We start from the raw sequence: 24,897 nt of genomic DNA on the forward strand, positions 1-24,897 counted from the left end.
GGAGCCAGCCATGCACCGTCGAAGCTTCGTCCTCGCGACCGCCGCCTGCGCGGTGGGCGGCGCCGCGCGCGCCCAGCATGCGGCCACGCACGACACGCTGCCGGCAGCGCCTTCGTCGAAGGAACCCTACGCGCGATTGCAAGGCGGCGTGCCGCACCACATGACGCCCGAGCAGGAGTCGCAACGCGTCACCGACAGCCCCGCGCCTGCCGGCCCGCAAGGCCGCTGGATGGCGCGCGCCGCCTTGCCGATCCCGCGCAGCGAAATGGCCTGGGCGACCGCCGCGATGGGCCGCATGCACGTGGTCGGCGGCTACGGCGAAGGCGCGGTCAACCGCGACTACCACCACATCTACGACCCGAAGGCCGACCGCTGGCTCGACGGCGCGCCGCTGCCGCGCGGCGCCAACCACGTCGCGGTGACGGCAGAGGACGGTCGCGTCTACGCGCTCGGCGGCTTCGTCGAGCAGAACCGCCGCTCGGACACCAACGCCTACGTCTACGACATCGCGGCCAACCGGTGGACCGCGATTGCGCCGTTGCCGCGTCCGCGCGGCGCGGCGGCCGCGGTGATGCTCGGCGGCGCGCTGCACCTGATCGGCGGCGCCTCGGAGCCCGCGGTCGAGCGCGCGAGCGTCGGCTGGCACGAGGTGTACGACCCGAAGGCCGACCGCTGGACGGCACGCAAGCCGCTGCCCGGCGCGCGCGACCACGTGGGTTGCGTCTCGCACGGCAACCAGATCCACGTGATCGGCGGGCGCTTCAACACCTTCGAATACAACACCGACCTGCACCACGTCTACCTGCCCACGCGCGACACCTGGGAGCTGCGCGCGCCGCTGCCCACCGCGCGCTCGGGCCATGGCCTCGTGGTGTACCGGGGCCGCTTCTTCGCCATGGGCGGGGAGGGGGGCTTCCTCGTGGGCGGCGTGCCGCGCCAGGCCAAGGTGTTCGGCCAGATGGAAAGCTACGACCCCGTGGACGACACCTGGCAGCGCCATGCCCCGATGACCACGCCGCGCCATGCCGTCGGCGCCGCGGTGATCGGCGATTTCATCTACGTGGCCGGCGGCGGCGCGGTGCTCGGCGGTGCCGTGCAGTCCGCGGTGCACGAGGCTTTCACACTGGGCTGAGCGCAAACCAAGCGCACGGCCTGCAGCAACTGTTTTTCTTTCTCTCTTCTTCATGGACGACTCCCAACCTCCGCTCGATCTCGCCGGTCCCACCGACGGTGACACCACCCTCACGCTGGCCGACTACGCACAGACCGCCTACCTCGAATACGCGCTCAGCGTGGTCAAGGGCCGCGCGCTGCCCGATGTGTCCGACGGCCAGAAGCCGGTGCAGCGGCGCATCCTGTACTCGATGTCGCGCATGGGCCTGGGGTTCGGCGGCACCAACGGCACCGTGGGCGCCAAGCCGGTCAAAAGCGCGCGCGTGGTCGGCGACGTGCTCGGCCGCTTCCACCCGCACAGCGACCAGGCCGCCTACGACGCGCTGGTGCGCATGGCGCAGGACTTCTCGCAGCGCTATCCGCTGGTCGACGGCCAGGGCAACTTCGGCAGCCGCGACGGCGACGGCGCCGCGGCCATGCGCTACACCGAGGCGCGTCTGGCGCGCATCACCAGCCTCTTGCTCGACGAGATCGACGAAGGCACGGTCGACTTCATTCCCAACTACGACGGCAGCACCGAGGAGCCGCGCCTCCTGCCCGCGCGGCTGCCCTTCACGCTGCTCAACGGCGCGAGCGGCATCGCCGTGGGCCTGGCCACCGAAATCCCGAGCCACAACCTGCGCGAGATCGCCGACGCGTGCGTGGCGCTCATCAAGTCGAATGGCAAGCTGAGCGAAGAAGAACTCCTGGCCATCGTGCCCGGCCCCGACTACCCGGGCGGCGCGCAGATCATCAGCGGCGCGAGCGACATCGCCGACGCCTACCGCACCGGCCGCGGCTCGCTCAAGGTGCGCGCGCGCTGGAAGATCGAAGACCTCGCGCGCGGCCAGTGGCAGCTCGTGGTGAACGAGCTGCCGCCCGGCGTGAGCACGCAGAAGGTGCTCGAAGAGATCGAGGAAATCACCAACCCGAAGGTCAAGGCCGGCAAGAAGGCGCTCTCGGCCGACCAGACGCAGCTGAAGGCCGCGATGCTCTCGGTGCTGGACGTGGTGCGCGACGAATCGAGCAAGGACGCCGCCGTGCGCCTGGTGTTCGAGCCCAAGACCTCGCGCATCAGCCAGGAAGAATTCATCACCACGCTGCTCGCGCAGACCTCGCTGGAGACCTCCTCGTCGATCAACCTCACGATGGTGGGCATCGACGGCAAGCCCACGCAGAAGTCGCTGCGCCAGATGCTCAACGAGTGGATCGCGTTCCGCGAGATCACCGTCGAGAAGCGCTCGCGGCATCGCCTGAACAAGGTGCTCGAGCGCATCCACATCCTCGAAGGCCGGCAGCTGGTGCTGCTGAACATCGACGAGGTGATCGCGATCATCCGCGCGGCGGAAGATCCGAAGGCGGCGCTCATCGCGCGCTTCAATCTCTCTGACGTGCAGGCGGAAGACATTCTTGAAATCCGGCTGCGCCAGCTTGCGCGGCTCGAAGCCATCAAGATTCAGCAGCAGCTCGACGAGTTGCGTACGGAGCAGAAGAAGCTCGAAGACATCCTGGGCAGCCCGGCCACGCTGCGCCGCCTGCTGATCAAGGAAATCGAGTCCGATGCCAAGACCTTCGAAGACCCGCGCCGCACGCTGATCCAGGCCGAGAAGCGCGCCGTGGCCGAAGTGAAGGTGGTGGACGAGCCCGTCACCGTGATCGTGTCGCAGAAGGGCTGGGTCCGCGCGCAGAAGGGCTGGGCCAGCGAGAAGGCCGGTGCGAACGGCGGCAACGGTTCTGCAACGCCGGAGTACAGCTTCAAGTCCGGCGACGCGCTCTACGGCGCCTTCGAGTGCCGCAGCGTCGACACGCTGCTGGTCTTCGGCTCCTCCAAGGACAAGTCGGTGCGCGTCTACACCGTGCCCGTGGCGTCGCTGCCCGGCGCGCGCGGCGACGGCCAGCCTGTCACCACGCTCATCGAGCTCGACGCCGGCACGCACGTCACGCACTTCTTCGCGGGCCCGGTGGGCGCGAGCGTGCTGCTGGCCAACACCGGCGGCTACGGTTTCATCGCGACGGTGGAAAACATGATGTCGCGCCAGCGCGGCGGCAAGGCCTTCATCGACGTGGGCGAGGGCGAACAGCTGTGCCGCCCGTCGCTCGTGGGCGGTGCGAGCGGCGCCGAACCGATGCCCGCGGCCACGCACGTGGCCTGCGCCTCGACCGGCGGCCGCATCCTGACCTTCGACATCGCCGAGCTCAAGAGCCTGCCCAAGGGCGGCCGCGGCCTCACGCTGATCGACCTGGAACCCAAGGACACCCTGGCGGGCGCCGCGGCCTACACGCGCAGCGTGAAGATCGAAGGCATCGGCCGCGGCGGCAAGGAGCGCGACGAGACGCTGGAGATCCGCACCCTCAACAACGCGCGCGGCACCCGTGCGCGCAAGGGCAAGGCGGCCGACCTGGGCTTCAAGCCGGCCAGCATCGTGCGGGTGTTGTGATGGGCGGCATCGACATCAGCGTCATCGGCCTTTTCATCGCGGTGGTGACCGGCCTCGCCAGCTTCCTGGTGGGCCGGCACTTCCGGATGAAGCGCGCGGCCAAGCGGCGCGAGAAGGACCGCGCCGCGGCGCAGGCCATCGAGACGCGGCAGGTGCGCCGGGCGCGCGAGCGGCGCGAAAGCGGCAAGTAAGTAGGGGCGGGGCGCGCAGGCAGTGGCTAGCGCAGCCCCTGCCACCACCGCGTGTTCGTCCGGGCCTGCCCCACCGTCACCACCTCGCCGATCACCGGCGTCGCCAGCTCGATCTTCCTGGCTTCCGTGAGGCTCGCGATGCGGTCCAGCGGGTCGTGCCAGGTGTGGAACGAGAGGTCGAAGGTGCTGTTGTGCACCGAGAAGAACACCTTGCCGCGCAGGTCCTCGAAGGCCTGCACGCTCTGCTCGGGCGTCATGTGCACGCCGGGCCAGTAGGCGTCGTAGGCGCCGTTTTCCATCAGCGCGAGGTCGAAGCCGCCGAAGCGTTCGCCGATCTGCTTGAAGCCCTGGAAGTACCCCGAGTCGCCGCTGTAGAAGATGCGCTGCTCGCCGCTTTGCACCACCCATGAAGCCCACAGCGTGCGGCCGCGGTCCGAGAGCGTGCGGCCCGAGAAATGCTGGGCCGGCGTGGCGGTGAGCTTCACGCCGTCGTGCTCGGCGTCCTGCCACCAGTCCAGCTCGGTCACGCGCTCGGCCGGCACGCCCATCACCACCAGCCGCGAGCGCACGCCCAGCGGCACGAAGTAGCGCTTGACGCTTTTCGAGAGGTACTCGATGGTCGCCACATCCAGGTGGTCGTAGTGGTCGTGCGAGAGGATCACGCCTTCGATGGGCGGCAACTGCTCCAGCGTGAGCGGCGGCTTGTGAAAGCGCTTGGGCCCGGCCCACTGCACGGGCGATGCGCGCTCGCTGAAGACGGGGTCGATCAGCCAGTACTTGCCGCGCAGTTTGAGCAGGTGCGACGAGTGGCCCAGCCGCACCACGTGGTTGGCCTTGGCGTCGAGCGCGTCCAGGTCCTTGGCGCTGATTTCGCGCACGGGAATCGCATCGACCGGCACCGTGTCGACCTTGCTGCCGACGATGAAGCGCGACCAGATGCGCCAGGCGCTGGCCGAGGGTTTCTCGTCGGGGTTGGCCATGTTCTGGAAGACGCCGTCGCGGAACTGCGGCGAGTTCTCGTAGCGGGTTTCACCGCCGCCGGCGGCGCTGCAGCCCGCGACGAAAGCGCAGCCGGCCGCGGCGAGCGCCGTGCCCCGGCGCAGGAGTTGGGGCAGGTAGGACCCCTGCGAAGCCGAATCGTCAGCCATGGAAAGAACCTCTGGACGTGTGTTTGTGTTGGGCGCGAGACTATCCCGGGCGCATGTTTCAATGGTTTCAGCGACAGAAACATTCGGCCGGCAGGGGGATTCGCAACCGGGCGCACCGAGCCCGCCGGGCCCGCTCCTATGCCATGCGCTCTATGGCACGCCGCGCGCCACCCCGGCACACTCGGGCCCTTCATGGCCATGAGAAGGCGATACACATGAGCGGCAACCGCTATCCCATCATCTACGTGCGTGGCTACGCCATGACCGAATCGGAGCGCGACGAGACCGCGGCCGACCCCTTCTGCGGCTTCAACATCGGCTCCACGGTCTACCGCGCCACCGTCAAGAAAGACGCGCCCGCGCAGAAGTTCGTCTTCGAGTCGCCGGTGGTGCGCCTGCTGGCCGACTTCCAGTACCAGAGCGTCTACCAGAACGGTCTGGACATCCTGGACGACGACTGGAAGCCCTCGCCCGACGAGACCGGCAAGGACGTGGACGGCATCCCCTCGGCCTCGGTCATCATCTATCGCTACTACGACACCGGCTCGGAGCTCCTGGGCGACGGCAAGTCGCGCAACATCAAGTTCTATGCGCAGGGGCTGAGCAAGTTGATCCTGCGGGTGCGCGACCTCGTGGCGCAGCGCGAAGGGGCGGCCGCCGCACCGGGTTTTCGCTGCTACCTCGTGGCGCATTCGATGGGCGGGCTGGTGGTGCGCGCCTTCCTGCAGAACCCGGCACTGGGCGACCCTGCCGCGCGGGCCTGCGTCGACAAAGTGTTCACCTATGCCACGCCGCACAACGGCATCGACATGGGCGGCGTCAACATCCCGGCCTGGCTCACGGCCAACGAGATGAACACCTTCAACCGCGAGAAGATGTCCGAGTTCCTCGCCACGCCGGCCGTCAACGGCCGCATGGACTACCTGCCGGCCACCGCCTTTCCGGCCGAGCGCGTCTTCTGCATGGTCGGCTCCAACCGCGGCGACTACGAGACCGCCAAGGGGCTCTCGCGCATGTTCGCGGGCCACGGCAGCGACGGGCTGGTGCGCATCGAGAACGCCTCGCTCTGGTCCATCGACGCGAACAAGAAGACGCAGCCCGTGGCCACCGCCTACGCCTTTCGTTCGCACTCGGGCTACTTCGGCATCGTCAATTCCGAGGAGGCCTACCAGAACCTGGTGCGCTTTCTCTTCGGCGACGTGCGGGTGGACCTGTGGTTCGACGTCGACGGCGTGACCCTGCCGCCCGATCTCCCCAAGGACGCCGACATCGATGCGCTCTACCAGGTCGAACTCCTGGCCGCGCCGCGCGGCAAGCGCTGGTACCTGAGCCGCCGCGTGGCCGAGGAAGACTCGCCCGCCTGCCGCACGCACAAGGAGCTGACCGATCCGAAGACGATCGAGCGCCGCTCGATCTATCTCTCGACCGTGTTCCTCGCCAACAAGGCCCGCGTCAACCAGGACCGCCCGACGCTCGCCTACGCCATGACGCTGGGCGTGCGCGTGCCCGACTACCAGGTGAACAAGAAGTTCTGGCTCGACGGGCATTACGAAGGCAGCTCGCTCTTTCGCGACACGCTCATCATCGAGATCGCGCCGCCCCAGGCGGGCGACGCGGCGCAGAACTGGAACGTCAAGTACGGCTGGCAGACCGACACCGCGGGGCAGGCGTCGCTGCCGATGAGCCCCAAGCAGCTGGCCGGCGGCAAGCAGCAGTTCATCGTGCCGCTCTCCAGCCTGGGCGCCGGGCCGGGGGCGCCCGGCATCACGGGCAAGGTGCGGCTGGAAGTGAGCGCCTGGAGCTGAGACCTTGGCCGGTGCGGAAGGCCCCACAATCGCACCTCACATGCATTACCTCCTCTTCATCGGCGCCTTCGTCTTCTTCGCCTTCATGGCGCCGCTCAAGCTCACGATCGCGGTCTGTGCGCTGGTGCTGTTCGTGACGGTGGTGGTGAAGATCTCGGCGCAGGTGGTGGCGGGCGTGTCGCCGAGCCTGGGCGAATCCTTCAAGTCGGTCTTCTACGCATCTCTTTTCGTGGCACTGGCCCTGCTGGCCTACATGAGCTTCTTCGCCGCGGCAGGCATTCACCACGTGAACGGCACACCGGCGCTGCTGGCGATGGCGGCGCTGTTCGTGGCCTACACACTGGGCTTCCAGATCGGCATCGGCACCTCGTTCGGTGCCAGCGCTGTCGTCGCACTCATCTCCACGCTCTTGTCCGGCGCCATCCTCTGGTCGGTCAAGGGCCTTGCCTTCTGACGCCATGACAACTGCGGTTCTGGTCATCGATGTGCAGCGCGGGCTTTGCGACGATCCGCCCCGGCCGCACGAGGCGAAGGAAACGATCGAGCGCATCAACGCGCTCACCGCGCGCGCCCGCGAGGCCGGCGTGCCGGTGGCCTTCATCCAGCACGAGAACGCGGTCGACCTGGAATTCGATTCCGAGCGCTGGCAGCTCGCCGATGCGCTCGAGGTCGATGCGGCCGACACGAAAATCCGCAAGACCACGCCCGATTCCTTCCTGCGCACGCCGCTCGAGGCATGGCTCATGGGGCAGGGCGTGCGGCGCGTGGTGATCTGCGGCTACTCGTCGGAGTTCTGCGTGGACACCACCGCCCGCCGCGCCGCGGCGCTCGGCTACGAGGTGGTGCTCGCGGCCGATGCGCACACGTCGCACGACAAGCCGCATGCCACCGGCGCGTTCATCCGCGCGCACCACAACGCGACGCTCGCGGACATCACGAGCTTCGGCGTGCGCATCGGCGCCATCGACAGCGCACGGATCGCGTTCGGCGATTGATCCTCAGGGCATGCGCCCGGTGGCCAGCGCATGGGCCCAGTCCGGCCGCCCGTTCTCCTGCGCCAGTCTTGCCATCGCCGTGTGGTCGTACGGAACGGAGATCAGCCTGGCGCTCCAGTCGCCGTCGCGCTGCTCGACGATCGCATAGCGCGCATTCGGCGAGCCGGTTTCGACAACGTGCGGGTAAGGATGGATGTCGTCGTAGGCCGGCAGGCCGACGCTGCCCGGGTTGACGATCAGTTGCCCGCCCGATGCATGCGCCACCCGCGGCACATGCGTGTGGCCGCAGGAGATCAACGCCGCATCGACATCGCCGGTCCGCGCATCGATCTCCGCCTGCGTGGCGGCGCGGAAGTCATCGGGCTCGACGGTCTCCAGGAAGTATTCGAGATCGCTCGACGGCGTGCCGTGGCACAGCATCACGTCCGCGCTCAAGCGGTGCGTGTGCGCGAGCGATGCGATCCACGCGAACTCCTTTGCGCCGAGGCGCGCATGCGCGAATGCATCGGACGCGCCGCGCCGGTCCGCAGGCACGGTGAGCAGCTGGCGCTCATGGTTGCCCGCAAGCTGAACCCAGTCCTGCGCCATCAGGAACCGCGCAGTCTCCAGCGGCATCAGCGGGCCCGAGAGGCTGTCGCCCAGGTTGACGATGGCATCCGCGCCGCGGCGCTCGATGTCCTCGACCACGGCTTCGAGTGCGGGGAGGTTGCCGTGAATGTCCGAGACGATGGCGATGCGCATCGGCCGACTCTAAATCCTAATCCGCCCCCGGCCGCCACACCCGCGCGAGCGCCGCCATCTTGCCGCGGAACCCCAGCCGGTCGTTCGACAGCGCATCGATGAAGTCCGACAGCCGCTGCGACTTCACCATCGTGTAGATCGTGAGCCAGGTCGTCGCGACGAACACCACGCCGAACCAGATCGCCTTTCGCCACAGCGGCGCATCGGCCTCGGCCAGCAGGTTCATGCCGAGAAAGCCCGTGGTGATGGTGCCGATCAACCCGAACAGCGTGACCACCGTGAGCCGCACGACGGTGCTCGCTTGCCGGCGCAGGCTGTCGGCATCGAGGTAGGTGTTCATGTCGGCGATGCGCGACTTGACCTCGTCGTACAGCGGATCGAGCCCGAGGTGCGCGGCGCACATGTGCGAGAGCGCGCGCACCTGCGCCTGCTCGGAGATCTCGTGGAACCAGTAGCGGTGCGTGAAGCGCAGGAACCGCTCGAAGCTCGAACGGATCGCGCGCTTGAACTGCTTCACGCTCGGCGTGCTGCGGATATCGAGCCGCTTGAGCGCCTCGACCAGCTGGTCCGAGAACATCAGGAGCGATGCCTTCTGGAAATGCGCGATGAGAAACAGCAGGAAGTGCTGGTGCCTGAACTGCGCGAGCACGCCGCGGTCGCGGCAGCAGAAGAACTCCGAATGCGCATCGCCCACCACGACCAGCGCGTGGCCGTTGCACAGGTACCGCGTGTTGGGCGCGGCGCCCGCATCGACCCAGAAGCGGTCGTAGCAGTACTTGTGCTCGAAGTCCGCGAGGTGATGGTCGGCGTAGGGCAGGTGGGCATCGGTCGTGCCCGCGCCCGTCACGAGCGCCAGGCGCACGAAGTCGTCGCGCGTGAGGCGGCGCGGATCGTCCATCGACAGGTACGCCATCACCGGCATGCGGTAGTACTCGATCTGCCGGTAGCGCAGCGCGCCAGGGTCCTCCGAATGGTCGCTCACCAGCGGCTGCATCAGGTAGGCCCAGTGCGAGGAGATGCGCGGTGCGCGGTGCTGCGCCACGTGCGAGAGAAAGCTCTCGCGCTGCTGCGCATCGGAACTCGCGAGCACGCGGCCGTCGGCCCCCAGCCACTCGACGCTCGCCATGCAGTGCAGCGCGGAGCCGTCAGGCTCCCAGCCCGAGGGGTAGGCGCGCCCGAAGCGGTAGAGGATGTCCTGCGCCTGCGCAAGGCTCAGGTGGTTCGCCCCGACCTCGAGGTTGAGCAGCACCACGTCGATGTCGAAGAAGAAATAGAGATCGCAGTGCACCACGTCCAGCGTGATGGGCGCATCGCCGGGCTGCGACACCACGCGCACGGCGGCGATGTCGTGGCGGCGAAAGATGCGCATCGGCGAATCGCCATCGCTGCCGGAAGCGGCGTCGTCGCCCTTGGTGCGCGAACGCCCTTCGCCGTAGAGAAAGCGCTGCACATACGGCAGGAAGCTCACGAACTCGTTGTAGTGCCGCTCGTGAAAGCGGCTGCTGTCGCCGGTGTATTCGTCGACCTCCTCCCGCCAGGGCGAGGCATCGCCCATGTCGCGCAGCACCTGCCAGGGGCCGTGGTGCGCGTACCTCGCATCGGGCGAGGGCATGAGGCGCAGCGGCCAGAGCAGGGCCTGCCGGAAATGCTGAACGACGGGAGCACCGGGGGCAGGTGCATGCGCCTCTGTGGTCAAGGTAGCCGCGGGTGGGTTCAGCATCGCGCCAGTGTAGGCAGAAGGTAGGTCAAAACGCCCACCTAGGGGAATCCCTAGTCAAGTCTGAAACCGGTTTCATATAAGCTGCAAGCATTCTTTTGGAGGCCTGCGCACGGCCCTGCCGTGTACGCCGAACCATGAACTACCAGTTTCAATTCGACGCCGTTTTCGCCGCCTGGCCGCTCTTGCTCAAGGGCACGTGGATCACGGTCCAGCTCTCGCTCATCGCGACGGTGCTGGGCCTGGTGGTCGCGATCTTCTGCGCCTGGGGCAAGACCTCGGGGCCGGGGTGGCTGCGCTTCATCGTCAATGCCTACATCGAGGTGATCCGCAACACGCCGTTCCTCGTGCAGCTGTTCTTTTTCTTCTTCGCGCTGCCGGCCATCGGCCTGCGCTGGTCGCCGCAGACGGCCGCGCTGGTGGCGATGGTGGTGAACCTGGGCGCCTACGCCACCGAGATCATCCGCGCGGGCATCGAGTCGATTCCCAAGGGGCAGATCGAGGCGGGCCGCGCGCTCAACCTCAAGCCCTGGGAGATCTTCCGCTTCGTCATCATCAAGCCCGCGCTCAAGGCCATCTATCCGGCGCTCACGAGCCAGTTCATCCTCTTGATGCTGAGCTCGGCGGTGGTGTCGGTCATCTCGGCCGACGACCTCACTTCGGTGGCCGCCAACCTGCAGTCGCAGACCTTCCGCAGCTTCGAGATCTACATCGTGGTGGCCGCCATCTATCTCGCGCTGGCGCTGGCCTTCTCGGCGATGTTCAAGCTCATCTACAAGCGCACGCTCAACTATCCGGACCGCCGGTAACGAGCGCCGAACGGAAGAAAACATCATGCGCACCTTCGGCTTTCCCGAATTCCTTTTCATCCTCGAAGCGGCCCAGTGGACGCTGGCGCTGTCGGCCATCGCGTTCGTCGGCGGCGCGGTCCTGGGCCTGGTCATCGCGCTCATGCGCACCTCCGATTCGACCTGGGCGCGCAATGCCTCGATGGTCTTCATCCAGGTGTTCCAGGGCACGCCGCTCCTGCTGCAACTGTTCCTCATCTTCTTCGGCGCGCCGGTGCTGGGGCTGGACATCAACCCGTGGATCGCCGCGGGCGTGGCGCTCATCCTGAACAGCGCGGCGTTCCTCGGCGAGATCTGGCGCGGCTGCATCGAGGCCATTCCGCGCGGCCAGTGGGAAGCGGCCGAGGCGCTGAGCCTGAAGTACGGCGCACGCATGCGCGACGTGGTGCTGCCGCAGGCCTTCAAGATCGCGCTCGCGCCCACGGTGGGGTATCTCGTGCAGATCATCAAGGGCACCTCGCTGGCGGCCATCATCGGCTTCACCGAGATCACCCGCGCGGGGCAGATCATCAACAACGCCACCTTCCAGCCGCTCATCGTGTTCTCGGTGGTGGCGGCGATCTACTTCGTGATCTGCTGGCCGCTGTCGCTCCTCGCGGCGCGCATGGAGCGCAAGCGCGCCCGGGCCCTCGCACGCTGATTCATTTCCGTTTTTCTCGTCGCTTCCTTTCTTTATTCAGGAGACACATCCCATGACCCGTACCTCTACCCGCCGCGCAGCGCTCGCAGCCCTTGGCCTCGGTGCCGCCCTCACCGTGTTCGCGCCTTTCGCCTCGGCGCAAAGCGTGGCCGACATCAAGAAGAAGGGCGAGATCACCATCGGCATGCTGGTCGACTTTCCGCCCTACGGCACCACCGATGCGAAGAACCAGCCCGACGGCTACGACGCCGACGTGGCCAAGCTGCTGGCCAAGGACTGGGGCGTGAAGGCCAACATCGTGCCGGTGACCGGCCCGAACCGCATTCCCTTCCTCCTGACCAACAAGGTCGACCTGCTGGTCGCCTCGCTGGCCGTGACGCCCGAGCGCGCCAAGCAGGTGCAGTTCTCGCAGCCCTACGCGGCCGCCACCATCGTGCTGTACGGCGCGACCAAGACGCCCATCAAGGCAGCGACCGACCTGAAGGGCCTGCGCGTGGGCGTGGCTCGCGCCTCGACGCAAGACGTGGCCGTGACCAAGGCCGCACCCGAGGGCACCGAGATCCGCCGCTTCGACGACGACGCCTCGGCCATGCAGGCGCTGATCTCGGGCCAGGTCGATGCGATCGGCTGCTCGGTCACCGTCGCCGCGCAGATCGCCAAGCGCGTGCCCGCCGGCACCTACGAAAACAAGTTCACGCTGGTGCAGCAGTCGATGGGCATCGCGATGCGCCCGGGCCAGGAAGAGCTGACCAAGGCGGTGAACGAGTTCGTGCAGAAGAACACCGCCAACGGCGAGCTGAACAAGCTCTATCAAAAGTGGCTGCAGGCCGACCTCCCGAAGATGCAATAAGCCAGAGCGCTTGAAGGAAACCCTGGCATGACGACGGAATCGATCATCCGCATGGAAGCGGTCAACAAGTGGTACGGTGAATTCCAGGTGTTGACCGGCATCGACCTGTCGGTGCGCCAGGGCGAGCGCATCGTGATCTGCGGGCCTTCGGGCTCGGGCAAATCGACGCTCATCCGCTGCATCAACCGGCTGGAGACGGTGCAGAAGGGCCGCATCGTGGTCGACGGCATCGACCTCACCGCCGGCGGCAAGAACGTGGACGCGGTGCGCGCCGAAGTGGGCATGGTGTTCCAGCAGTTCAACCTGTTCCCGCACCTCACCATTCTTGAGAACTGTACGCTCGCGCCGATGCGCTCGCGCGGCATGACGAAGGCCGAGGCCGAGGAGGTGGCGATGAAGTACCTCACGCGCGTGCGCATTCCCGAGCAGGCCAAAAAGTACCCGAGCCAGCTCTCGGGCGGCCAGCAGCAGCGCGTGGCGATCGCACGCGCGCTGTGCATGTCGCCCAAGATCATGCTGTTCGACGAGCCCACCTCGGCGCTCGACCCCGAGATGGTCAAGGAAGTGCTCGACACCATGATCGGCCTGGCCGAGGACGGCATGACCATGCTGTGCGTGACGCACGAGATGGGCTTTGCCCGCAGCGTGGCCGACCGCGTGATCTTCATGGCCGAAGGCAAGATCGTCGAACAGGCACCGCCCGAAGAATTCTTCGGCAACCCGAAAGACGAGCGCACGCGCCAGTTCCTCGGCCAGATCCTCAGTTCCCACCAAGCCCATTGATCGCCCACTGATCGCCCACTGATCGCCTATTGATGTCCTTCGAGGTCCTGATTTCCCTGTCCTCCTTCGGCGCGGCCGAGGTGGGGCGGCACGGCCAGCTCTGGTGCTCGCAGCTCGCGCGCACGGCTGGCGCCGATTCGGTGGAAGTGCGCGGCGAGATGCTGCGCGATGCCGAGGCCGAACTGCCTGCGCTCAACGGTCTTGCTTCTGTCTATTCGAGTCCCGAAGGCCTGTGGGCCCAAGGCGGCTGGCTCGACAGCGCGGCGCTCAAGCGCGGCATCGCCGCCGCCACGCGCGTCGGCGCGAAGCGGCTGAAGATGTCCATCGGCGATTTCCAGGCGTCCTCGCACGGCTCGCTCTGGGGCTTGAAGGTGGAGCTCGCCGAGACCCGCGTCGAACTCCTGATCGAGAACGACCAGACCGTGCGCGCCGGCACGCTGCCCGCGCTGCAGGCCTTCTTCGACGCGGCCGACCGCGCCGGCGTCTCGCTCGGCATGACCTTCGACATGGGCAACTGGCACTGGCTCGGCGAATGCCCGCTGCAGGCCGCGCAGGTGCTCGGCCATCGCGTGCGCTATGTGCACTGCAAGGGCGCGCAGCGGCTGCCGCACAAGTGGGTGGCGGTGCCGCTGGGCGATTCGGTCGCGCCATGGCGCGCGGTGCTCCGCGCGTTGCCCGCCGATGTGCCCCACGCCATCGAATACCCTCTGGTGGGCGACGACCTCTTGGCCGTCACCCGCACGCAAATCGAATTCATCCGCGCCGCACGGGCGTAGACCCCACATGCCAGAACCCACCGCTTTCGATGTCGCCCTGTTCGGCGAGGCCATGCTGCTGCTCGTGGCGGACCGCCCCGGGCCGCTGGAGGACGCACAGGCGTTCCACAAGCGCACCGCGGGCGCCGAGACCAACGTGGCCATCGGCCTTTCGCGGCTTGGCCTGAAGGTGGGCTGGGCCAGCCGCCTGGGCACCGACTCGATGGGGCGCGCGCTGCTCGCGACGATGAAGGGCGAGGGCATCGACTGCTCGCACGTCATCTGCGACGCGGCGCAGCGCACCGGCTTCCAGTTCAAGGGCCGCGTCACCGACGGCAGCGATCCGCCGGTCGAATACCACCGCAAGGGCTCGGCCGCGAGCCAGATGGGCCCGGCCGATGTTGACGAGGCCTGGCTGCGCTCGGCGCGCCACCTGCACGCCACCGGCGTGTTCGCCGCGATCTCCGAGACCAGCCTGCAGGCCGCGCTCAAGACCATGGACGTGATGCGCGCCGCGGGCCGCACGATCTCATTCGACACCAACCTGCGCCCGACGCTGTGGTCTTCAACCGAGACGATGCGCCACTGGATCAACGAGCTCGCCTCGCGCGCCGACTGGGTGCTGCCCGGCATCGAAGAGGGGCTGCTGCTCACCGGCCACAGCGAGCCCGAGGCCGTCGCGCGCTTCTACCGCGAACGCGGCGCGAAGCTCGTGGTGGTGAAGCTCGGCGCCGAGGGCGCCTACTACGACAGCGACGTGGCGGGCACCGGCCGTGTCGATGGTTTTCCGGTGAAGGAAGTGATCGACACCGTGGGTGCGGGCGACGGCTTCGCGGCCGGCGTGGTGAGCGCGCTGCTCGAAGGCCGGAGCGTGCCCGAGGCGGTGCGCCGCGGCGCCTGGATCGGCGCTCGCGCCGTGCAGGTGCTGGGCGATACCGAAGGCCTGCCGACGCGCGCCGAACTCGAAGCAGCGGGGCTCTGAACACCATGGCGAAAAAGAACGTGCTCGTTTTCCGGCCCCTGCCCGAAGACCAGTTGGCGCGCCTGCAGTCCGCGCACCACGTCACCCTGGCCGATCCGCGCAAGGAGCCAGAGGCCTTCGCCGCCGCGCTCGCGACCGCGAACGGCCTGATCGGATCGAGCCACACGGTCGATGCCGCGCTGCTGGATGCGGCGCCGCAACTCGAGGTGATTTCGAGTGTCTCGGTCGGCGTGGACAACTACCCGCTGGCCGAGCTGCACCGGCGCGGCATCGTGCTGTGCCACACGCCCGACGTGCTCACCGAGACGGTGGCCGACACGGTGTTCGCGATCCTCATGGCCACGCAGCGCCGCGTCGTCGAACTCTCGAACCTCGTGCGCGAAGGCCGCTGGACGAAGAACATCGGCGAAGAACTCTTCGGCACCGACGTGCATGGCAAGACGCTGGGCATCCTCGGCTTCGGCCGCATCGGCCAGGCCGTGGCACGCCGCGCCGCGCTGGGCTTCGGCATGCCGGTGCTCTATCACGCGCGCCGCCCGGTCGACCTGGCCGTGCAGGCGCCCGAGCTGCAGGGCCGCGCCACGCACACGCCGCTGGACGACCTGCTCGCGCGCGCCGACATCGTGCTCGCGATGCTGCCGCTGACCGATGCCACGCGCGGCATGATCGACGCCGCCTTCTTCGCGCGCATGAAGCCGGGCGCATCGTTCATCAACGGCGGCCGCGGCGCCACCGTGAACGAAGCGGCGCTGCTGCACGCGCTGGACCACGGCACGCTGCGCGCTGCGGGCCTGGATGTGTTCGCGAAGGAACCGCTGCCCGCCGATTCGCCGCTGCGCACGCACCCGCGCGTGACGCCACTGCCGCACATCGGCTCGGCCACGCATGAGACGCGGCACGCGATGGCCGAGCTCGCGACGACCAATCTGCTGCAGGTGCTGGCCGGCGAGAAGCCGACGGCGCCGTACGACACCGCTGCCGCGTGACATGAAGCCCACGGGCCGCGCCACCATCGCCGATGTCGCCGAAGCGGCGGGCGTTTCCAAAGCCACCGTCTCTCGCTTCCTCAACCACCGTGAGCGCTTGCTCAGCCCCGACATCGCCGCGCGCGTCGAGGTGGCCATCGCCAAGCTCGCGTATTCGCCGAGCCCGATGGCGCAGGCGCTGAGCCATGGACGCTCGCGGCTCATCGGCCTGATCGTGGCCGACATCACCAACCCGTATTCGGTGGCGGTGCTGCGCGGCGCCGAGAAGGCCTGCCAGGACGCCGGCTACCTCGTGATGCTGTTCAACCTCGGCAACGAGAGCGAACGCGAGCGCGAAGCGATCGATGCGCTCGCGGGCTACCAGGTCGACGGGTTCATCCTCAACACGCTGGGCCGCGGCAGCAACGTGGTCGATGCGGTCACGCTGCACGGCAAGCCCGCGGTGCTGGTCGACCGGCGCCACACCGGCATGCACACCGATTTCGTCTCGCTCGACAACCACGCAGCGATGCAGGCCACCTGCGGACATCTGCTCGAAGGCGGCTACCGCGAACTGCTCTACGTCACCGAGCCGCAGAAGGGCGTGAGCTCGCGGCGCGAGCGAACCGCGGCGTTCGGTGCCTGCGTGACGGCACACGAGCCGCGCGTGGCGGGCGAGGTGTTCGAATCGGTCGAGGGCGAAAACGATGCGCTGGACGCCGCACTGACCGCCTTGCGCAAGCGCGCCAGGCGCGGCCGTCGCGCCGCCGTGGTCGCGGGCAATGCCGTGGTCACGCTGCGCGTGGCGCAGGCCATGGCGCGCCTGGGCCTGCAGTTCGGCGACGACCTGGGCTTCGTCGGCTTCGACGATCCCGAGTGGGCGTCGCTGATCGGGCCGGGCCTGAGCACCGTCGCTCAGCCCACCGATGCCATCGGCCGCACGGCTGCTACATGCCTGATCGAGCGGCTGCGGGGGCTGGATTCGGCGCCGCGCCAGCTGCTGCTTCCGGGAGAGCTGATGGTGCGGGGTTCGTCGCAGGCGCTCTAGCATCCTGCACCGCGCGGTCGAACGTGATCGGCCCGCGCATCCAGTCGGCCGCGCGCTCCGCAATCATGATCGTCGGCGCATTGGTGTTGCCGCCGACGAGCGTCGGCATCACCGAGGCATCGACCACGCGCAGGTTTTCGATGCCGTGCACGCGCAGTTTCGGATCGACCACCGCCATCGCGTCCACGCCCATCTTGCAGGTGCCCACCGGATGGTAGATGGTGTCGGCGCGCGCGCGGATGTGCTGCGTGAGTTCTTCGTCGGTGTGCGCATCGGCCGTGTAGAGCTCGCTGTGCCGGTACTTCTGAAGCGCTGGTGCGCGCAGGATCTCGCGCATCTTCTTCACGCCCTGCAACAGCAGCGCCATGTCTTCGGGCTCGGAGAGAAACCGTGGGTCGATGCGCGGCGCGGACAGCGGGTTCGCGTCGTTCAGCCGCACGTCGCCGCGGCCCTTGGGCCGCAGCACGCACACATGGCATGAGAAGCCGAAGCCCATGTGCAGCTTGCGCGCATGGTCGTCGGTGATCGCGATCACGAAGTGCAATTGCAGGTCGGGCCGGCGCAGCTCGGGCGATGACTTGATGAAGGCGCCGCCTTCGGCAAAGGGCGTCGCGACCAGGCCCTTGCCACTCTTGCGCCATTCGAAGACCGCCTTCATCAGATTCAGCCCGGCCTTCACGCCGATGCCGAAGAGGTCGGTGTCCTTTGAGGTGTAGGCGAGGATGAAGTCGGTGTGGTCCTGCAGGTTCTGGCCGACGCCCGGCAGCGCATGCCGCACCGCGATGCCGTGGCGGGCCAGCTCGGCGGGGTCGCCGATGCCCGAGAGCATCAACAGCTGCGGCGAGTTGAAGGCGCCGCCGCACAGCGCCACTTCGCGGTGCGCGCGGATGACTTCGGTGGTGCCGCCGCGCCGCACTTCCACGCCGGTGGCGCGCTTGTCCTCGAGCACCACGCGCAGGGCCTGCGTGCCGGTCAGCACCTTGAGGTTGGGGCGGTTCATCGCCGGATGCAGGTACGCCGCGGCGGCCGAGCAGCGCTCGCCGTTCTTGGCGCCGCCGTGGAACTGCGTGACCTGGTAGAGGCCCGCGCCCTCCTGCTCGGGGCCGTTGAAATCGTCGTTGCGTGCAATGCCGCACTCCGCCGCCGCGCGCACGAAGTCTTCGGTGATCGGGCGCGGGCTCTGCTGCTCGGAGACCTGCAGCGGCCCGTCGGCGCCGTGCAGCGCGCTCTCGCCGCGCTCGTTGCCTTCGGCGCGCTTGAAGTACGGCAGCACCTCGTCGAACGACCAGCCCGCGCAGCCGGCGTTCGCCCAATCGTCGTAGTCGTCGCGGTGGCCGCGCACGTAGAGCATGGCGTTGATCGCGCTCGATCCGCCGAGGCCGCGCCCGCGCGGCTGGTAGCCGCGGCGCCCGTTCAGGCCGGGCTGCGGCACGGTCTGGTAGGCGTAGTTGTTGATGCGCGGGCGGCCCGGCAGCATCGCCACCGTGGCAGCCGGCGCCCGCACCAGGATGCCGCGGCCGTCGCCGCCGGCTTCGAGCAGGCAGACCGTGACGCCCGGGTCTTCGCTGAGGCGGGAGGCCAGCGTGGCGCCGCCCGAACCTCCGCCCACGATCACGTAGTCGAATTCCATGGCATGTCTCCGTCGTTGTTGTGTTCTGCCGCGGGAGCCCGAACTGTACGATGGCGCGCAAGGGCCGGCACCGATGCCGCCGCCTTCGAGAGGAGTCACGATGCCAGAGCCCGATGTGCGTTCCCGCTACGAAGCCGCAGTGAATGCGCTCGCCCGGTCGGCATCGGCAATGCGCGCTGCGGGCACGGGCGAGGAGCAGGTCGCCCGCTGGGTCGTGGCCGAGCGCAATCGCCTCAAGGAGGCCTACCGCGACCTGACGCCGCCCGACCTGCTCGCGCGCATCGAGGCCCGGACGATGCAGGCATACGGCAACGTCCTCGGGCCCTCGGTGGACCAGTTGCGGGCCGCGGGAAAGTCGTGGACCGAGATCATCGATTCCGCCGCCCGGGCCGGCGTGCATCCCTTCGGGCCGGCCGGGTTTCCCCTGCCGGAGCCGACAGGCGACTGACAGCTGCCGGCGCCAAACTGGGGCGACCTGTCCACCAGCAAGACAGGGAAGACCAGGAAGCCAACAACATGCAAGAGACAACGACGATCCCTTCCGCCATCTCGCGCCGCGGCCTGCTGCGGCTTTCCCTCGGTGGCACCGCCATGGCGTGGCTCCCCGGCATCGGCTGGGCCGCCACCGGCACCACCGGCACCGCCACACCGGTGTTCGCCGACGGCCTGCCGCGCAGCCGGCCCGAGGCGCAGGGCATCTCGCCCGCGGCGATCCTCGCCTTCCTCGACGATGCCGAGCGCGGCGCGTTCGAGCTGCACAGCTTCATGCTCTGGCGCAACGGCCATGTGGTGGCCGAAGGCTGGTGGGACCCCTACAAGCCCGAGCGCCGGCACATGACGCACTCGCTCACCAAGAGCGTGACCGTGTGCGCCGTGGGCATGGCCATTGCCGACGGCAAGTTCGGCCTCGACGACAAGGTCGTCTCCTTCTTCCCCGAGCACCTGCCGCCCACCGTCAGCGCCAACCTCGCGGCCATGACCGTGCGCGACCTCTTGACGATGCGCACCGGCCACGAGTCGATGGTGTCGGGCTCGGTGTGGCGGCCGATCCGCACGAGCTGGATCGCGGAGTTCTTCAAGATCCCGGTGGTCTACACGCCGGGCAGCAAGTTCGTCTACACGAGTGCGGCGACCTACATGCTGTCGGCCATCGTCACGAAGACCACGGGGCAGTCGACGGCCGATTACTTGAAGCCCCGCTTCTTCGATCCGCTGGGCATCACCGGCTACGAGTGGGACGTGGGGCCCGAGGGCATCTCGCCCGGCGCCAACGGCCTGAGCTGGAAGACGGTCGATTCGCTCAAGCTGGGCATCCTGCATGCGCAGAACGGCCAGTGGAACGGCAAGCAGATCCTCACGAAGGAATGGGTCGCCTCGGTGCACCAGCCACACACCAAGGACCGCTATGGCTACCAGTGGTGGCTGGGCCAGCACGGCGCCTACAACGCCGACGGATTGTTCGGGCAGTACTCGGTGGTGTTTCCCGAGCAGAACGCGGTGCTCGCGCTCAACTCGGCGCTGCCGCCGAAGGCGGGCTTCAATGCGGGCATCCTCTACAAGCACTTTCCCGCAGCGTTCGCCAGCACGGCGACGGCCAACGAAAAGGACTACGCCGCGCTGAAGAACCGCACGCGCACATTGCAACTGTTGCCACCAGTGAAGCCGACGAGTTCGCCCGTCGCGGCGAACGTCTCGGGCGTGCGCTTCGACTTTCCGGAAAATGCTGAGAAGGTCAAGTCGATGCGCCTGGATTTCACAGGCGACACCTGCACCTTCACGATGGAAGACGACCGCGGCACGCACAAGGTGCAGGCCGGTTTGAAGCAGCCCTTCGAGGGCGACACCACCATCACCGGCAACAAGCTGCACCACGAGTACCAGCCCGACGTGATGCGCGTGGTGGCCAGCGGCGAGTGGCGCGATGCGCGCACCTTCGTCATGACCTGGACCTTCGTGGAGTCGGCGTTCCGCGACACGGTGGAGTGCCGCTTCTCGGGGCCTTACATGCGCTTTGACCGCAGCGTGAACGTCAACTCGAGCGCGACCGAATTGCCGACGCTCACAGGGACCCGCGCGAAGGCCTGAACGCCCTCCGGGTCGGAGGTGTCCTGCATCGCAATCGGGCATCGGCATGCATGCCGCGGCCGGCGGCTGCCGCACAACAGGTCATTCCCCTGTTGAAAAGGACACCCATGACAGACAGCAAGGACCTCGCTCACTTCGAGCGATTCATGAAGCAGCGCGAGCAGGCCGCGCAAGCCTATGTGTGCGGCGATGCGGAGCCCCTGGGCGCGCTGCTTGCGCGCACGTCCGACGCCACCTTCTTCGGGCCGGGCGGCGGGCATGTGCACGGCACCGAGGACGTCGCCACGCGCTACACGCTCGATGCCGCCTCTTTCGACAAGGGCAGCGAAAGCAGCTTCGAGATCTTCCAGATGGGCGCTGGCGACGGCGTGGCCTATTGGGTCGGCATCCAGCACGCCAGGGTGAACATGGAGGGCAAGCGCGAACCTGTGCCGATGGACCTGCGCATCACCGAGGTCTTCCGGCGCGAGGGCGATGACTGGAAGCTGGTGCACCGCCACGCCGACGGCATGGCGAAGGAAGCGCCGAAGAAGAAGTGAAAAAAGAAGTGAAGAAGAGCTGATCACCAGCCGTGGAAGCGCCCCCACGTCTGCAGCGCGCCGTCTTCGCCCAGCGCCTGGTACTCGGGATACTGCGCACCGGTGGCGCAGGCGTGATTGGGCAGGATGCGCAGGCGCGTGCCGATCGGAAAGCGTGTCGCGATGTCGGTGTCGGGCGTGCCTTCGCGCGAGAGGATGCCGTGCTCCTGGTTCGCGCCGCTGAGCACGTAGCCGTCGAGCACTGCGCCGTCGAGATCGCAGACCTGGCCGTAGCCGAAGTCGCGTTTCTGCTTCTGCGTGCCGCGGTCGCGGCTCATCGCCATCCAGCCCGCATCGACGATGGCCCAGCCTTTCTCGACCTGGTGGCCGATCACGGTGGTGAGCACGCTCAGCGCGACCTCGTCCGTGCTGCAGACGCCGACGTTGCGCATCACGAGGTCGAAGAACACGTAGACGCCCGCGCGCACTTCGGTCACACCATCGAGGCCCTCGGCCATCAACGCCGTCGGCGTGGAGCCCACGCTGACGATGGCGCAGGGCAGGCCCGCATCGCGCAGCCGCTGTGCGGCGCGCACGCAGCCGCTGCGCTCCTGCTCGGCCATGGCCTTGAGCGCTTCCGGCGTGTCGAGGTCGTAGCTGGAGCCGGCGTGCGTCATCACGCCGGCCAGGCGCATGCCGCCGTCGTGCAGCACGTGGGCGACTTCGCGCAGCACGTCGTCGTCCGGCCGGATGCCGGAGCGGTGGCCGTCGGTGTCGACTTCGATCAGCACCTCGAAGGCCTCGCCGTTCGCGCGGCCGAACTCGGCAATGGCGCGCGCCGAGGCCACGCCGTCCGTGATGATCGAAAGCGCGCAGCCGCGGCGGCGCAGTTCGAGCGCATGCGGCAGCCGGTGCGCCGCCATGCCCACGGCGTAGAGGATTTCGGTGAAGCCGGCGGCGAAGAACTGCTCGGCTTCCTTGAGCGTGGAGACGGTGATGCCCTGCGCACCCGCATCGCGCTGCGCACGCGCCACGTCGATGCACTTGCTGGTCTTCACGTGCGGGCGGAATCGCACGCCGAGCGCATTCATGCGCGCCTGCATCCGTGCGATGTTGTGCTGCATGCGCGGGCGCTCGACGATGGCGGCGGGCGTGTCGATGGTGGCGAGGGTAGGGGCGTTCATGGCAGCGTTCCGTTCAGGTCGAGGAGCTTGGCGCGCGGGTGGGCGCTGGCTGGGGCAACAAGGGCTTGCATGGTCACGGACTGTACGTTCCCGAGCCGTCGTTGTGCTTCAATGCGGACTCATCAATCGTTAAGCACAGGTTAATGATCCAGATCGAGGACATGCAACTGGCAGCGGCCCTGCTGCGCGAGCCTTCACTCAGCGCCGCGGCGCGTTCGCTCGACGTCACGCCGCCCGCGCTGTCGATGCGGCTGCGCAAGCTCGAGGCCGCGCTCGGCCTCTCGCTCGCCACCCGCACCGCGCGGCGCCTGAGCCTCACGGCCGAGGGCGAGCGCTTCGCGCGCGAGGCCGCGGCGCTGCTCGGGCAGATCGAGGGGCTGCGCGAATCGATGCAGCGCGACGACCGCCGGCTCACCGGCACGCTGCGCATCGCCGCGCCCTTCGGCTACGGCCGGCAGTACGTAGCGCCGATGCTCGCGCGCTTCGCGCGGCTGCACCCGGGCCTGCGCATCCAGTTCGACCTGCGCGAGACGCCGTGGCCCGACCGGCACGATGCCGACGCGATCATCCACATCGGCACGGTGCGCGATTCGTCGTGGGTCGCGCGCACGCTGAGCGCCAACGCGCGCTGGCTGTGCGCGAGCCCCGCGTACCTGCGCGCGCGCGGCACGCCCCGCGTTCCGCGCGACGTGATGGCGCACGACTGCATCGTCATCCGCGAGAACGACGAGGACGTCACGCTGTGGCATGTGCGCCGGGCCGCGAAGCCCAAGGCTAAGGCGAACGCGAAGACACCCGGGCGCGCGGGCGCGCGAGAGACGCTGCGCATCGCGCCGGCCTTCGTCACCAACGACGGCAGCGTGGCGCGGCACTGGGCCGAGCAGGGCATGGGGCTGGTGCTGCGCTCCGAATGGGACGCGGCCGACGCGATCGCGCGAGGCTCGCTGGTGCGGGTGCTGAAAGATTGGGAGTTCGACAGCGCACCGGTCGTGCTGCTGGTGCCGACGCGCAAGGGGCGCACGGCGCGTGTGCAGGCGTTGATCGAATTCCTGGAGGAGAGCTTCGGCAGCTCGCCCTAGTTCTTACTGGACGCGATCGCCGTCGCGCACCGATTCGACGGCGCCGTTGTAGAAGCGAACGATCCCGAGGAAGTTGCCCTGGCCGCGGTGGTAGGTCCAGTCTTCCATCGGGATGCACTGCTGGCTGATGATCTGCCGCGTGCCGCCGCGCACGCCCGGCGCGAGGATCACTTCGACCTGCGGGCGGGGGACGCAGACGATGTCCTTGAGCACCGGCTCGCCGCATTTGTTGAGGACGGAGAACTTCGATTCGCCAACGCCCGCGAGAAAGCCGCCGCAGCTGAGCGATTGCGCGGAAGCGCCGCCGGGCTGCAGGACGGCGAACAGAAGCGCGGTCGAGGCGAGGGTTCGCAGGACGGTGTTCATGACGGTCGAAGGTTCGAAAAAAAGCCCCGGCCAGCGGGGCGTTTTTTTCTGACGGATCAGCCGACTTCGGCGATCAGCTCGATCTCGACGCAGGCGCCCATCGGCACTTGCGCCACGCCGAAGGCGCTGCGCGCATGCGCGCCCTTTTCGGGGCCGAAGACCTCGGCGAAGAATTCGCTCGCGCCGTTGGTCACCAGGTGCTGTTCGGTGAAGGTGCCGACCGAGTTCACCAGGCTCATCACCTTGACGATGCGCTTGACCTTGTTCAGGTCGCCCACGGCCGCGTGCAGCGTGCCCAGGAGGTCGATGGCGATCGCGCGGGCGGCCTGCTTGCCTTCCTCGGTGGTGATGTTCACGCCGAGCTGGCCGGCCCAGACCTTGCCGTCCTTCTTGGCGATGTGGCCCGAGAGGAACACGAGGTTGCCGGTCTGCACGAAAGGCACGTAGGCGGCGGCGGGGGCCGAGACCGGGGGCAGGGTGATGCCGAGGCTGGAAAGTTTGTCGTAAACGCTCATGGAGACTCCTTGTCTTGGGATGACGATTGTGTCTGGCTTTGCGGCGGCGCCTGGACCACTTCCCCCACGGGCTGCACGGTCACCCCGACGCTCAGCGTGTGCCTGGCGCCGCCATGCAGTACGCCGCGCATCGGCGAGACGTCGGAGTAGTCGCGGCCGATGGCCAGCGTCACGTAGTCTTCGCCGGGCTGGCGGCCGTTGGTGGGGTCGAAATCGGCCCAGCCGCCGGCGCTTTCGGGGCCGTCGTCCTCTTCCCCGTGGCCGGGCAGGTACACCGACACCCACGCGTGCGACGCATCGGCGCCCACCAGGCGCGGCTGGCCGGGCGGCGGCTGCGTGAGCAGGTAGCCGCTCACGTAGCGCGCGGGCAGGCCCAGCGTGCGAAAGCACGCGATCATGATGTGCGCAAAGTCCTGGCACACGCCCTTGCGCTGGGCCAGCGCCTCGACGGCGGGGGTGTTG

General features: G+C 68.2%; 26 protein-coding genes. 18 read left to right on the plus strand and 8 right to left on the minus strand.

The annotated features are described in order from the left end of the window. The first annotated feature begins 10 nt into the window (after nt 1-10). The 3 genes from JC881_RS30325 to JC881_RS30335 are packed head-to-tail and all read left to right on the plus strand — an operon-like array spanning nt 11 to nt 3,781. Entirely contained in the window at nt 11-1,132 is a 1,122-nt protein-coding gene (locus tag JC881_RS30325; protein ID WP_198789497.1) for a Kelch repeat-containing protein, read from the plus strand. 52 nt (nt 1,133-1,184) lie between these two features. After that, entirely contained in the window at nt 1,185-3,590 is a 2,406-nt protein-coding gene (gene parC, locus JC881_RS30330) for a DNA topoisomerase IV subunit A (protein ID WP_198789498.1), read from the plus strand. Further along, nucleotides 3,590-3,781, plus strand: a complete 192-nt coding sequence (locus JC881_RS30335; protein ID WP_198789499.1) for a hypothetical protein — start codon at nt 3,590-3,592, stop codon at nt 3,779-3,781. Before parC ends, JC881_RS30335 begins: the two co-directional genes overlap by 1 nt. Nucleotides 3,782-3,807: 26 nt before the next feature. Here JC881_RS30335 and JC881_RS30340 read toward each other — a convergent pair whose 3' ends face one another. After that, complete coding sequence (locus tag JC881_RS30340; RefSeq protein WP_198789500.1) at nt 3,808-4,929, minus strand: MBL fold metallo-hydrolase; 1,122 nt, start codon at nt 4,927-4,929, stop codon at nt 3,808-3,810. A 215-nt stretch (nt 4,930-5,144) separates the two neighbouring features. Here JC881_RS30340 and JC881_RS30345 point away from each other — a divergent pair, with 215 nt between their 5' ends. The 3 genes from JC881_RS30345 to JC881_RS30355 are packed head-to-tail and all read left to right on the plus strand — an operon-like array spanning nt 5,145 to nt 7,729. Further along, entirely contained in the window at nt 5,145-6,734 is a 1,590-nt protein-coding gene (locus tag JC881_RS30345; RefSeq protein WP_198789501.1) for an esterase/lipase family protein, read from the plus strand. 40 nt (nt 6,735-6,774) lie between these two features. Further along, entirely contained in the window at nt 6,775-7,188 is a 414-nt protein-coding gene (locus JC881_RS30350; protein WP_198789502.1) for a hypothetical protein, read from the plus strand. A gap of 4 nt (nt 7,189-7,192) precedes the next feature. Further along, nucleotides 7,193-7,729: a cysteine hydrolase family protein gene (locus JC881_RS30355; protein ID WP_198789503.1), complete on the plus strand. Its 537-nt coding sequence runs from the start codon at nt 7,193-7,195 to the stop codon at nt 7,727-7,729. Between the two features lie 3 nt (nt 7,730-7,732). Here the strand turns inward: JC881_RS30355 and JC881_RS30360 are convergent, their stop codons facing one another. Next, nucleotides 7,733-8,470 (minus strand): metallophosphoesterase family protein, encoded by a 738-nt coding sequence (locus JC881_RS30360; protein WP_198789504.1) that lies wholly within the window; start codon nt 8,468-8,470, stop codon nt 7,733-7,735. A 16-nt stretch (nt 8,471-8,486) separates the two neighbouring features. Beyond that, on the minus strand, nt 8,487-10,190 hold the full coding sequence (locus tag JC881_RS30365; RefSeq protein ID WP_198789505.1) for a hypothetical protein: 1,704 nt from the start codon (nt 10,188-10,190) through the stop codon (nt 8,487-8,489). Nucleotides 10,191-10,324: 134 nt separating this feature from the next. Here JC881_RS30365 and JC881_RS30370 point away from each other — a divergent pair, with 134 nt between their 5' ends. The 8 genes from JC881_RS30370 to JC881_RS30405 are packed head-to-tail and all read left to right on the plus strand — an operon-like array spanning nt 10,325 to nt 17,058. Next, nucleotides 10,325-10,996 carry an amino acid ABC transporter permease gene (locus JC881_RS30370; protein ID WP_013540636.1) on the plus strand — a complete coding sequence of 224 codons (672 nt, stop codon included), beginning with the start codon at nt 10,325-10,327 and terminating at the stop codon, nt 10,994-10,996. 25 nt (nt 10,997-11,021) lie between these two features. Next, on the plus strand, nt 11,022-11,675 hold the full coding sequence (locus JC881_RS30375; protein ID WP_198789506.1) for an amino acid ABC transporter permease: 654 nt from the start codon (nt 11,022-11,024) through the stop codon (nt 11,673-11,675). Nucleotides 11,676-11,727: 52 nt separating this feature from the next. Next, nucleotides 11,728-12,525 carry a transporter substrate-binding domain-containing protein gene (locus JC881_RS30380; RefSeq protein ID WP_013540638.1) on the plus strand — a complete coding sequence of 266 codons (798 nt, stop codon included), beginning with the start codon at nt 11,728-11,730 and terminating at the stop codon, nt 12,523-12,525. A 27-nt stretch (nt 12,526-12,552) separates the two neighbouring features. Next, nucleotides 12,553-13,308 carry an amino acid ABC transporter ATP-binding protein gene (locus JC881_RS30385; RefSeq protein WP_233102124.1) on the plus strand — a complete coding sequence of 252 codons (756 nt, stop codon included), beginning with the start codon at nt 12,553-12,555 and terminating at the stop codon, nt 13,306-13,308. 32 nt (nt 13,309-13,340) lie between these two features. After that, nucleotides 13,341-14,084 carry a sugar phosphate isomerase/epimerase family protein gene (locus JC881_RS30390; RefSeq protein ID WP_198789507.1) on the plus strand — a complete coding sequence of 248 codons (744 nt, stop codon included), beginning with the start codon at nt 13,341-13,343 and terminating at the stop codon, nt 14,082-14,084. 7 nt (nt 14,085-14,091) lie between these two features. Continuing rightward, nucleotides 14,092-15,045, plus strand: a complete 954-nt coding sequence (locus JC881_RS30395) for a sugar kinase (RefSeq protein ID WP_198789508.1) — start codon at nt 14,092-14,094, stop codon at nt 15,043-15,045. Nucleotides 15,046-15,050: 5 nt separating this feature from the next. Beyond that, nucleotides 15,051-16,031 (plus strand): 2-hydroxyacid dehydrogenase, encoded by a 981-nt coding sequence (locus JC881_RS30400; RefSeq protein ID WP_198789509.1) that lies wholly within the window; start codon nt 15,051-15,053, stop codon nt 16,029-16,031. 1 nt (nt 16,032) lies between these two features. Continuing rightward, a complete protein-coding gene (locus JC881_RS30405; protein WP_042580493.1) occupies nt 16,033-17,058 on the plus strand; it encodes a LacI family DNA-binding transcriptional regulator in 1,026 nt (341 codons plus the stop codon). Here JC881_RS30405 and JC881_RS30410 read toward each other — a convergent pair. Then, complete coding sequence (locus tag JC881_RS30410) at nt 16,958-18,688, minus strand: GMC family oxidoreductase (protein ID WP_198789510.1); 1,731 nt, start codon at nt 18,686-18,688, stop codon at nt 16,958-16,960. The genes JC881_RS30405 and JC881_RS30410 overlap by 101 nt on opposite strands. A gap of 100 nt (nt 18,689-18,788) precedes the next feature. On the opposite strand from JC881_RS30410, the gene JC881_RS30415 reads away from it, so the two are divergent. The 3 genes from JC881_RS30415 to JC881_RS30425 all read left to right on the plus strand — a co-directional run bounded on the left by JC881_RS30415 (nt 18,789) and on the right by JC881_RS30425 (nt 21,312). Continuing rightward, nucleotides 18,789-19,136, plus strand: a complete 348-nt coding sequence (locus tag JC881_RS30415) for a hemagglutinin (RefSeq protein WP_198789511.1) — start codon at nt 18,789-18,791, stop codon at nt 19,134-19,136. Between the two features lie 68 nt (nt 19,137-19,204). Then, nucleotides 19,205-20,773 (plus strand): serine hydrolase domain-containing protein, encoded by a 1,569-nt coding sequence (locus JC881_RS30420; protein WP_198789512.1) that lies wholly within the window; start codon nt 19,205-19,207, stop codon nt 20,771-20,773. Between the two features lie 107 nt (nt 20,774-20,880). Then, on the plus strand, nt 20,881-21,312 hold the full coding sequence (locus JC881_RS30425; RefSeq protein WP_198789513.1) for a YybH family protein: 432 nt from the start codon (nt 20,881-20,883) through the stop codon (nt 21,310-21,312). Nucleotides 21,313-21,335: 23 nt separating this feature from the next. On the opposite strand, the gene JC881_RS30430 is transcribed toward JC881_RS30425, so the two are convergent. Then, nucleotides 21,336-22,475, minus strand: coding sequence for a DSD1 family PLP-dependent enzyme (locus tag JC881_RS30430; protein ID WP_198789514.1), 1,140 nt, complete (start codon nt 22,473-22,475; stop codon nt 21,336-21,338). Between the two features lie 143 nt (nt 22,476-22,618). On the opposite strand from JC881_RS30430, the gene JC881_RS30435 reads away from it, so the two are divergent. After that, nucleotides 22,619-23,554, plus strand: a complete 936-nt coding sequence (locus tag JC881_RS30435) for a LysR family transcriptional regulator (RefSeq protein WP_198789515.1) — start codon at nt 22,619-22,621, stop codon at nt 23,552-23,554. A 3-nt stretch (nt 23,555-23,557) separates the two neighbouring features. Here the strand turns inward: JC881_RS30435 and JC881_RS30440 are convergent, their stop codons facing one another. The 3 genes from JC881_RS30440 to JC881_RS30450 form a co-directional block, all read right to left on the minus strand. Continuing rightward, the gene (locus JC881_RS30440) at nt 23,558-23,920 is read right to left on the minus strand and encodes a DUF2845 domain-containing protein (protein WP_198789516.1); all 363 of its coding nucleotides are present in this window, start codon (nt 23,918-23,920) and stop codon (nt 23,558-23,560) included. Between the two features lie 56 nt (nt 23,921-23,976). Beyond that, the gene (locus JC881_RS30445) at nt 23,977-24,435 is read right to left on the minus strand and encodes a RidA family protein (protein WP_042580499.1); all 459 of its coding nucleotides are present in this window, start codon (nt 24,433-24,435) and stop codon (nt 23,977-23,979) included. Then, the coding region (locus JC881_RS30450) for a transglutaminase-like domain-containing protein (RefSeq protein WP_198789517.1) at nt 24,432-24,897 on the minus strand (466 nt) is incomplete at its 5' end. The genes JC881_RS30445 and JC881_RS30450, both read right to left, overlap by 4 nt.

This window comes from Variovorax sp. IB41, assembly GCF_016405905.1.
GTDB lineage: Bacteria > Pseudomonadota > Gammaproteobacteria > Burkholderiales > Burkholderiaceae_C > Variovorax.